7 protein-coding genes are annotated in these 8279 nt (G+C 72.0%); 4 read left to right on the forward strand and 3 right to left on the reverse strand.

Annotation, left to right across the window (positions count from 1 at the left end):
- Positions 1 to 35: 35 nt before the first annotated feature.
- From ACFWP5_RS50715 to ACFWP5_RS50725, 3 genes are read right to left on the reverse strand one after another with little or no spacing between them, the layout of a single operon-like run.
- On the reverse strand, positions 36 to 803 hold the full coding sequence (locus ACFWP5_RS50715; protein WP_384173672.1) for a BTAD domain-containing putative transcriptional regulator: 768 nt from the start codon (positions 801 to 803) through the stop codon (positions 36 to 38).
- Positions 800 to 3880, reverse strand: coding sequence for an amino acid adenylation domain-containing protein (locus ACFWP5_RS50720; RefSeq protein ID WP_384173675.1), 3081 nt, complete (start codon positions 3878 to 3880; stop codon positions 800 to 802). Before ACFWP5_RS50720 ends, ACFWP5_RS50715 begins: the two co-directional genes overlap by 4 nt.
- Entirely contained in the window at positions 3877 to 4602 is a 726-nt protein-coding gene (locus ACFWP5_RS50725) for a hypothetical protein (protein WP_384173678.1), read from the reverse strand. Before ACFWP5_RS50725 ends, ACFWP5_RS50720 begins: the two co-directional genes overlap by 4 nt.
- A 293-nt stretch (positions 4603 to 4895) precedes the next feature.
- Here ACFWP5_RS50725 and ACFWP5_RS50730 point away from each other — a divergent pair, with 293 nt between their 5' ends.
- Genes ACFWP5_RS50730 through ACFWP5_RS50745 form a run of 4 tightly spaced genes read left to right on the forward strand, consistent with a single transcriptional unit; the run spans position 4896 to position 8226 of the window.
- Entirely contained in the window at positions 4896 to 5201 is a 306-nt protein-coding gene (locus ACFWP5_RS50730) for a hypothetical protein (protein ID WP_043687803.1), read from the forward strand.
- A complete protein-coding gene (locus ACFWP5_RS50735; protein WP_384173681.1) occupies positions 5198 to 6010 on the forward strand; it encodes an SDR family NAD(P)-dependent oxidoreductase in 813 nt (270 codons plus the stop codon). The genes ACFWP5_RS50730 and ACFWP5_RS50735 overlap by 4 nt, the downstream gene beginning before the upstream one ends.
- A gap of 15 nt (positions 6011 to 6025) precedes the next feature.
- Positions 6026 to 6637, forward strand: coding sequence for a TetR/AcrR family transcriptional regulator (locus ACFWP5_RS50740; RefSeq protein ID WP_384173684.1), 612 nt, complete (start codon positions 6026 to 6028; stop codon positions 6635 to 6637).
- Positions 6638 to 6669: 32 nt separating this feature from the next.
- Positions 6670 to 8226: an MFS transporter gene (locus ACFWP5_RS50745; protein WP_384173687.1), complete on the forward strand. Its 1557-nt coding sequence runs from the start codon at positions 6670 to 6672 to the stop codon at positions 8224 to 8226.
- The last annotated feature ends 53 nt before the right edge of the window (positions 8227 to 8279 follow it).

Raw genomic sequence — 8279 nt, forward strand, 5'->3', positions numbered from 1 at the left:
GATCACTCCCCGGGCCCGCGGCCTTTCGAGAAAGTTCAGCCGGCGACGCGGAGCCGCCCCGAGTCACGGGCCAGGATCGTCCGCTGCGCCTCGCGGAGCCCCGACCCCGGTTCGAGGCCGAGCTCCCGGTCGAGGGTGTCCCACGCGCTCCGGTAGACGCGCAGCGCGTCGGCGCGCCGCCCAGAGCTGAACAGCGCCCGCATCAGCTGCTCGTAGAAGACCTCGTTCAGCGGATACTCGTTGATCAGGCCGTAGAGGAAGCTGACCAGCTCCCGATGGCCGCCCAGGATCAGCTTGGCCTCGACGAGCCGCTCCAGGCACTCCACCCGGATCTCCTCGACCCGGGTCACGAGGCCGCGGCCCGTCGGCCCGAGCGGCAGCCCGCTGAGCATCGGGCCGCGCCACAGCGCGAGAGCCTGCTCGAACATCACGAGCGCGTCCTCGCAACGATCCCGCCGCAGCTCGCCGCGGCCCACCCGGACGAGGTCCTGGAACAGCAGGTAGTCGATGTCCTCGGGGGCGGCCCGCAGCACGTAGCCGGGCGCCTGCGTGACGATCGGGCTCTCCCCGTCGCCGCGCCTGGGCAGGAGCTTGCGCAGCTGCGAGATGTAGACGTGCAAGGCGGGAACGGCACGCAGCGGCGGGTCCCCGTCCCATATCTCCTCGATGAGCTGCTTGGTCGAGACGACCTGGTTCACCTGCGCCAGCAGCGCCGCGAGCGCCGTCCCCATCTTCTGGGCCTGGACCAGGTGCACCGTGTCGGCGTCGACCAGCTTGATGGGACCAAGGACCTGGTATTTCACAGGCTGCCTCCTCCTCCACAGATCCTGGCGGCGAGCGCCAGCGGCGTCGGATGTTCGAAGATCTCCGCGAGCGGCAGCGTCACAGCGGTCAGCTCCTCGACCCGCTGTCCCAGCAGCGCGCCCTGCAGCGAGTTCCCGCCGCTGAGGAAGAAGTTGGTGTGGCCGTCGGGGTCGGGGAGGTCGAGCAGCTCACGCCAGATGCCCAGCAGGGCTGTCACGAGCTCGTCGCTGTCGGCAGGCTCGCCGCCCGAGCGGGCGGCGGGCACGGCGCGGCCGGCCAGGAGGCGGGTCAGCGCCGGATAGTCGATCTTGTCGTTGGCGGTCTTGGGAAACTCCGCCAGCTCCGCGAACTCGGCCGGGACCATCGAGCGGGGCAGCCGCTCACCGGCCCAGCGCCACAGCTCGTCGGGGGACGGGGCCGTCCCGGCGGCGGTCACGAACGCGACCAGCCGGCCGTCGCCGGTCGGATCGCCGTCGAGGACGACGGCCACCGACCGCAGATCGGGATGCCCGGCCAGGATCGACTCGATCTCACCCAGCTCGATCCGGTTGCCGCGCAGCTTGATCTGCCGGTCGCCGCGGCCCAGCAGGACGAGGCTCCCGTCGGCCTGCCAGCAGGCGGTGTCCCCGGTCCGGTAGAGGCGGCCGAGCCCGGGAACGTCGGGGAACCGCTCGGCGGTCAGGTCGGGGCGGCCGTGGTAGCCGTCGGCGAGACCGCCTCCGGCGATGCACAGCTCGCCGCGCACGCCGATCGGCAGCGGCCTGCCGTGCGGGTCGAGGACCAGCACGCGGGTGTCGCGGATCGGCCGCCCGACGTCCATCCTGGCGCCGATCGGCCCCGGCACGACCGCCGACGTCGACCAGATCGTCGTCTCGGTCGGGCCGTAGACGTGGTGCAGCTCGCAGCCGGTCTCCAGCAGGCGCCTGGCCAGCTCGGGCGCCAGCGGCTCGCCGCCGCTCAGCACCTGCCTGCCGCCCAGTGCCGGGCCCGCCTCGTCCAGGACCGCCCGCCAGGTCGTGGGGGTCGCCTGGACGGCGTGGGCGCCGTGCCGCTCGATCACCGCGGCGAGGACTCCGCCGTCGACCCTCGCCCGGTCGGGGGCGACGATGACGCGGCCGCCCGAGGCCAGCGGGACGAACAGCTCCAGTCCCGAGATGTCGAACGCGAACGTGGTCAGCCACACCATCGCGTGCCCGGAGTCCGCGCCGAGCTCCTCGGCGAAGTGGGCGACGAGGTTCGCCAGCGCGGCCCGTGCGACCAGGGTGCCCTTCGGCCTGCCGGTGGAGCCCGAGGTGTACATGAGGTAGGCGAGCGCGGCCTGGTCGTCGTCCGGGGCCGGGCCCACGGGGACGCCGCCCTCGCCGGGCACCTCAGGGATCTCCCGGACGTCCGGGGCCTCGACAGCGGGCTTGCGCCCGTGCCACAGGAGCGTTCCCGCTCCGGAGTCGGCCAGCTGGTGGGTGATCCGGGACGCCGGATGGTCGGGGTCGATCGGAAGGTACGCGGCGCCGGTCAGCCAGACGCCGAGGACGGCGGCGGCCAGTTCCGGCCCGCGGGGAGCGGCGACCGCGACGACGTCGCCGGGTCCCGTCCCTTCCAGGAGGTCGCGGACGACCAGCGCCCCCGCCCAGAGGCCGCCCCTGGTGACGGTGCGGTCGCCGTCCAGGACGGCGGGGGCGGCGGGATCCTGGACGGCGCGGGCGTGGATCGCGCCCAGCACGCCGTCCGCGGGGGCAGCCTCGGTGGCGTTCGCGGCGCCGATCACGGTGTGGTCGCGGTCGCTCCACGCCCTCAGCGAGCCGATGGTCGCGCCGGGATCGGCGTCGAGGGCCGTCAGGAGCCGTTCGTAGCGGTCCAGCATGAGGTCGACGTCGTCCCGGTCGAACAGCTCCGTCCGGTAGACCGCCCGGATCCGGACGGCGTCGGGCGCCGACATCACGAACATCTCGAGGTCGAACTTGGCGGAGCCGTTCTCCAAGTGCAGCGGCTCGGCCTTGAGCCCGTCGAGGGCGAACGCCGGGATGCCGAGACCCTCCACGTGGTTGAAGGCGTGCTGGAACAGCATGGTCCGCCAGGAGTCGCCGGAGCGCCCGGCACGGCGGGTCAGCTCGTCCACCGGGACGTCGGCGTGCACGAGGGCGTCGAAGTAGAGGTCGCGGACACGGCGGACGAAGTCCCGTACGGTCTCGTCGCGGTCGACACGGGTCCGCAGCGGCAGCACGTTGACGTGGTAGCCGATCGCCTGGGGGTCGGTCCTCGGTCGGGTGCTCGCCGGGACGCCGACCACCAGGTCGGGACCGGCGCCGTGCGCGTCGAGCAGCAGTAGGTAGGCGGCGAGGAGGACGACCGTCTGCGGGGCGCGGACCGTGCGCTGGATCCGCCGGACGGCCGCGATGACCGGTTCCGGCAGGGCGCGCAGAAGATGGTCGCCCGCCAGGGTCGGCGCGGGCACGTCCGAGCGGCCGCACCACAGGTCGGCGGGGCCGGCCACCAGCCCGGCGAGGCGCTCGTCCCAGTACCGCTCGCTCTCCGCGGTGACGGGCGGGTCCTGCAGTGCGGGGACCACCGCGGCCAGGTCGGACGGGATCGGCCTGCCCGCGGCGAGCGCGGTGTAGGCGGCGGCGAACTCCTCGACGAACACCGGGATCGACGTGGCGTCGAAGACGAGGTGGTGGACGACGAAGCACAGGACGTCGGCGTGCTCGCCGGAGAGGACGGCTGCGCGGATCAGCGGCTCGCCCGCGAACGCGAACGGCTCGGCGACGAACGGCGCCAGCTCCTCCTCGGGGACGCCGCCCGCCGAGGCGATCCGGGTGACCTCCGGGGCCCGCACCGCGCCGGCCAGGACCGTCCGGACGAGGGCCGCCCCCTCCGCCCGGTACACGGTCCGCAGGGACTCGTGCCGCTGGATCAGGGCGGTCAGCGCGTCGCCGACGGCGGCGGGCAGCAGCCGGCCATCGGTGCGGAACGCGAACGCGAGATTGTTCGGCACTCCGTCCGGGACCATGCGGTCCAGCAGCCAGAGCGCCTCTTGCTTGACCGAGGCCGTGGCCTCGGCCTGCGCGGTGCCGGTCATCGCTCCCTTTCGGTCAGCAGACCCTCGACGGCGGCGGCGACATCGGGGTCGCGCAGCAGTTCGGGGTGCGGCAGGTCGAATCGGATCTCCCGAGCGACGGCGCCCTCGCGCCGGTCGGCGGGCAGGGTGTTCAGGCCGTTGTGCTCGGTGGCCGAGGTGATCGCGGTCGCCGCGGCCCAGCCGCGGCTCGGGTCGAGTTCGGCCGCCGACACCAGGTAGGACAGGAAGGCGCGGAACCCGCCGAGCAGTTCGGCCGACCGGTCGGCGGCCAGGCCGATCCCGGAGAGGGCCGGCTCTCCGTGCGCGACGACGAGATCGCTGAGCACTTTGGCCAGTTCCGTCATCGCGAGCTTCTCCGCGAGCGCGACGTCGCCCTCGCGGCGGGCCGGCTCGACCTGCGCGGCGGTCATGAACCCTGCGAGCGCGGTGACGGCGTCCAGGTAGTGGCGGTGCAGCAGCGCGGGGTGCGGCACCTCAGGGTCGAAAACGATCAGCATCGGCGGCTCCTGCCAGGCCGACACCCGCTCGACCAGCCCGGCGCCGAACACGCTGCCGACGCAGTACCCCAGGACCGCCCGGACGGTCAGGCCGGACGCGCGGACGTCGGCGGCCCACCGGTCCAGATGGTCGTCGGCGGACCTGTCGCCGGGCGCGGGCGGCCGGGTCTCCCAGACCGCGTAGCCCGTCTTGAGCCTCGGGATCAGGTCGCTGAAAGAGCCCACGGTCCGCCCCGTCGTGGCGGCGAAATCCGAAGCGAGAATCAGATCCGCGGTCGAGGAACCGCGAAGAACGTTGAACGCTGTCGGCTGTTCCATTTCGCCTCTTGATCTTCATAGACACCAAGGTTCGAACGTGGACCACGCTCGCATCCCGCTGCAGGGGTAGAAACCCCTACCGACCCCATTTCCGCAGGGTGGCCGGCCCGGCTAGGGGGCGGTAGGGGCTTCTGGGACGTCAATTCGCCGATCTACGCTCCTGGCCGGAGCGCAGTAATTCACACGGACAGGGAGCGAATATGGGCGTCGACGGAACGTGGCATCTGACTCTCGACAGCGCGATGGGACAGCAGGAGTTCGACTTCGATCTGAAAGCCGCGGGATCGGAGCTGACCGGCACCGGGACCGCGGAAGGCCGTGAGATCGACCCCGAGATCATCGGGGGCGCGATGGACGGCGCGACCGCCTCGTGGAAGGTCAAGGTCCGCAAGCCGATGAAGATCACCCTCACATTCACCGTCGAGGTCGAGGGCGACGAGATGAACGGCAAGACCAAGGCGGGGATATTCGGCAGCTTCCCGGTGAAGGGCCGGCGGACCTCATGACGGCCCCGAGGCCGGTGGACCCCGTCGCACCGTTCACCGGCCTGTCCGCCGTGGTGACCGGCGGGGGCTCGGGGATCGGACTGGCGACGGCCCGGATGCTCGCCGCCCGCGGCGCGTCCGTGGTCTGCGTCGACCTGGACCCGTCCGCCGTCGACGGCCCGCTGACCGGCCTGTGGGGCGACATCTCCGATGACGGGATCGCCGAGGTGGTCGCGGCGGCGGCCGAGCGACTCGGCGGCATCGACGTACTGGTCAACCATGCCGGGCTGCTGGCTCGCGGCTCGTTCGAGGCCAACGGGCTGGACGAGTGGCGGCGGGTGTTCGAGGTGAACGTCCTCGGAACGGTCCGGGTCAGCAGGGCGGCCATGCCGTGGCTGCGCGAATCGGCGAGGGCCGGGCGGAATCCGGCGATCGTCAACACCTGCTCGATCACGGCGCTGGTGGGGATGCCGGGCGGGGCGGTCTACGGCTCGTCCAAGGGCGCGCTGTACTCGCTGACCCTGTCGATGGCGGCCGACCTGCTCGGCGAGGGCGTGCGCGTCAACTGCGTCGCGCCGGGCCCGGTCGACACCCCGTGGGTGCGGCGGGAACTCGCCGCCGCGCCCGACCCGGAGGCCGCGTTGAAAGCCGTCCACGCGCGGCAGCCCAACGGTCGGCTCATCACCGCGGACGAGGTCGCCGAGGCGATCTGCCACCTGTCGGGACCGCTCTCAGCGGCCACGACGGGGACCGCCCACGTCATCGACGGCGGGCTGCGGGGCCTCCGGGTGCCGCAGCCCATCCAGGCGGTTGACACTCTGACACCCTGACGTCATAGTGTCAGCATGACATCGAGGAAGACGCCTGAGGATCGGCGTGACGAGATCCTCACCGCCGCCTTGAAGGTCTTCGGCCATTACGGCTACCGCAGGGCCTCCATGGAGCTGATCGCGCAGGCCGCGGGCATCTCGCGACCGGCGCTCTATCAGCACTTCAGCGGGCGGGAGGACATTTTCCGCGCGATGGGGGCTCGCATGCTCGACGGCGTGCTGGACACCGCCCGGGACGCCGCGGCCAGGCAGACCACCCTGGCCGACAGGGTGTACGCGGCCCTGTCGGTCAAGCTCGAACTCGTCGTGGGCTCGGTCAACGCCGAGTTCCGGACCGAGCTGCTCACCGAGGCCGGGCTCGTCGCGGCCGACCTGATGGTCTCCTTCAAGATCCGCTTTGCCGACCTGATCGAGGAGCAGCTCGCGGCGTCGTCCGCCGAGCTCGCTCAACTCGGCAGGGTCATCTCGGCGCGCGACTGCGCCGACCTCCTTCTCGACACCGTCGTCGGCATCAGCCAGGCCGACGCCCCGGCCGAATCACTGCACCGCAGGCTCCACCAGATGGTGGAGCTGACCGTGCTCGGGCTCGGGCTCGGGCTGCCCCCGGTGGCAACGCCGGTCCACTGACCGGCGCTTCCTCTCTCAAGGAGACACCCCTCATGGATGCCGCTACCGTTCACAAACGGCGCTGGGCGATCCTCGCCGTACTGAGCCTCTGCTTAGTGATCAGCGGACTCGACGCCCTGGTCATCGCGATGGCGGTGCCGAAGATCCAAGAGGATCTCGGGGCCACCGTCGGCCAGATGCAGTGGTCGGTCGACGCCTACACCCTGACCTTCGGCGGGCTGCTGCTGCTCGCGGGAACCCTCGGGGACCGCTTCGGCCACAAGATCATGCTGCTGGGGGGGCTCGTCCTCATCCTCGGCTTCTCCGTCGCCGCCGCCTTCGCGAGCGGCCCCGGCACCCTCATCACGTTCCGGGCCGGCATGGGGCTCGGCTCGGCGATGGTCATGCCCGCCACCCTCGCCATCATCAAGCAGGTCTTCCCGCCCGAGGAGCGGGCCAAGGCGATCGGCGTGTGGTCCGGCGCCGCCGGGATCGGCATCCCGCTCGGCCCCGTCATCGGCGGCCTGCTGCTCAACCACTACTGGTGGGGCTCGATCTTCCTGATCAACGTCCCGGTCGTCGGGCTCGCCCTGATCGGCGGCTTCGTACTCATCCCGTCCTGGCGTGCGCCGAAGGCCATCACGCTCGACCTCATCGGCGCGTTCCTGGCGGTCGGCGGCCTGGTGCTGCTCGTCTACGGGCTTATCGAGGCTCCGGCGGACGGCTGGGGCAGCGCCACCACCCTCGCCTCGCTGATCGGCGGGGTGGTACTCCTGTGCGGGTTCGTCGCCTGGGAGGCCCGCACGGCCCACCCGATGCTGCCGCTGTCGCTCTTCGCCAACCGGCGGTTCAGCGGCTCCGCCGCCGCCCTGTCCTGCCAGGCGTTCGCGCTGTTCGGCAGCCTCTTCGTGCTCACCCAGTACTTCCAGATCGCCCGGGCCCACGACCCGCTCGCCTCCGGCGTCCGCATGCTGGCGATCATCACGCTGGTCATCTCGTCGCCGCTGGCTCCGAACGTCGTAAAGATGATCGGTGACAAGGCCACCATCATCCTGGGGATGCTGCTCATCGGGGCGGGCGCGTTCGCCCTGGCGACCGCCGACGTCGACGCCGAGACGACCGTCCTCATCAGCCTCGGCGTCATGGGCTTCGGCATCGGCCTGTCCATCCCGCCGTCGGTCGACGGCATCCTCGCCAACGCCCCCGAGAACCAGGCAGGGACCGCCTCGGCGGTCAACGACACCGCGCTCCAGGTCGGCGGCGCGGTCGGCGTCGCGATCCTCGGCACGGCGATGACCTCGGCCTACCAGGGAGCGCTGCCGTCCCTCGACGCGCTGAGCCCGGCCGACCGGTCGAACGTCCACGACTCGCTCGGCAGCGCACTGGCCACCACCGCCAGGATCGGCGACACCGGCCTCGCGGCCAAGGCCGTCGACGCCTTCGGTTCCGGCCTCCATGCCGCGGCGATCACCAGCGGGATCGTCGCGGTGGTGGGCGCCGCCGTCACGGCATTCCTCATGCCGCGCGGACTCAAGCAGCCCGCCAAGCCGCACGCCGTCCAGGCCGGACAAGCCGAACAGACGGAACAGACCGCCGGCCTCGCCGACTGACCGGCCCCCCCATCGGCTTCGGCCGGATAGGACGGTTCCAGGCCGGGAACGGC

This window comes from Streptomyces sp. NPDC058469, assembly GCF_042721125.1.
Classification (GTDB): Bacteria; Actinomycetota; Actinomycetes; order Streptomycetales; family Streptomycetaceae; genus Streptomyces.